Genomic DNA, 1,286 nt, shown 5'->3' with positions numbered 1-1,286 from the left:
GGGTCTGCTGCACGATCAGGTGACAGTGGTTAGTCACGCAGCCTGAGTGGCTGTCGTGGTCATGATGGTCTCGTACTCGATGGGGGTCAATCGGCCCAGCCCGTCTTGGCGCCGGCGTCGGTGGTAGGTGCGTTCGATCCAGGTCACGATGGCGATCCGGAGTTCCTCGCGGGTGGTCCAGGCGTGCCGGTTGAGGACGTTCTTCTGGAGCAGGGAGAAGAAGCTCTCCATGGCGGCGTTGTCGCCGCAGGCACCGACCCTGCCCATCGATCCGACCATCGAGTGGCGGTGGAGCGCACCGACGAATTTTCTGCTGCGGAATTGCGACCCTCTGTCGGTGTGCACCGTACAGCCGGTGACCTGGCCGCGGCGGGCGGCGGCGTTGTTGAGGGCGGTGACGGCGAGGCGGGACTTCATCCGGTTGTCGATGGAGTAGCCGACGATCCGGTTGGAGTACACGTCTTTGAACGCGCACAAGTACAGCTTGCCCTCGCTGGTCCAGTGTTCGGTGATGTCGCCGATCCACAACTCGTTCGGAGCGGCAGCGGTGAACTCGTGCCGGGTCCGGCCCTTCTCATCGACCACGGCGCACAGGTCGTCGTGGACCGGCGGGCCAGGCTTCTTGCCGTTCTTCCCGCGTTTCTTCCCGAACCTCGACCACCACCGGTTGTCCGCACAGATCCGCCACGCGGTGCGTTCGGCCATCGGCTGGCCGGCCTCGCGGGCCTCATCGGCCAGGAACCGGTACCCGAACTCGGGATCATCGGCGTGGGCGTCGAACAAGGCGTTCGCCCGGTACGCCTCCACCAGTTCGGCGTCGGTCACCGGATGGGCAAGCCAGCGGTAGTAAGGCTGGCGGGAGAGCTTCAACACCCGGCACGTCACCACGACAGGAACCCCGTCAGCGGCGAGCTCACTCACGAGCGGGTAGAGCCTTTTCCCGGCAGGTTCGCCTGCGACAGATACGCCGCAGCCCTCCGCAGGACCTCGTTCTCCTGCTCCAGCAGCCGGATCCGCTTCCGCGCCTCCCGCAACTCCACCGAGTCCACCCGTGAGGGGCCCGGCTTCGCCCCATCATCGATATCGGCCTGGCGCAGCCACTTGAACAAGGTCATCGGATGGACACCGAAGTCCTTGGCGATCTGTTCGACCGTCACGCCTGGCTCGCGGCCACGCGCGACCCGAACCACATCATCCCGGAACTCCTTCGGGTACGGCTTGGGCACAGCAACATCCTCTCAGGCCACCCTCCCGGGCAAGCCAGATCAGTTGTCACCTATCCGTGC

1 protein-coding gene is annotated in these 1,286 nt (G+C 65.5%); it reads right to left on the bottom strand.

Translation table 11 applies throughout. From position 1 onward, the window contains the following. Positions 1-33 precede the first annotated feature (33 nt). Positions 34-1,226 (bottom strand): IS3 family transposase gene (locus G555_RS0105075; RefSeq protein WP_156887446.1). Its coding sequence is split into 2 segments (ribosomal slippage): positions 34-939 and positions 942-1,226, totalling 1,191 coding nucleotides; the frame shifts between segments, so codons are not numbered across the junction. Positions 1,227-1,286: the final 60 nt, after the last annotated feature.

Origin of the sequence: Propionicicella superfundia DSM 22317 (genome assembly GCF_000423465.1) — a bacterium.
GTDB lineage: Bacteria > Actinomycetota > Actinomycetes > Propionibacteriales > Propionibacteriaceae > Propionicicella > Propionicicella superfundia.
Note: the sequence above shows the minus strand (reverse complement) of the source record. Positions and strands in the feature narration are given on the sequence as shown.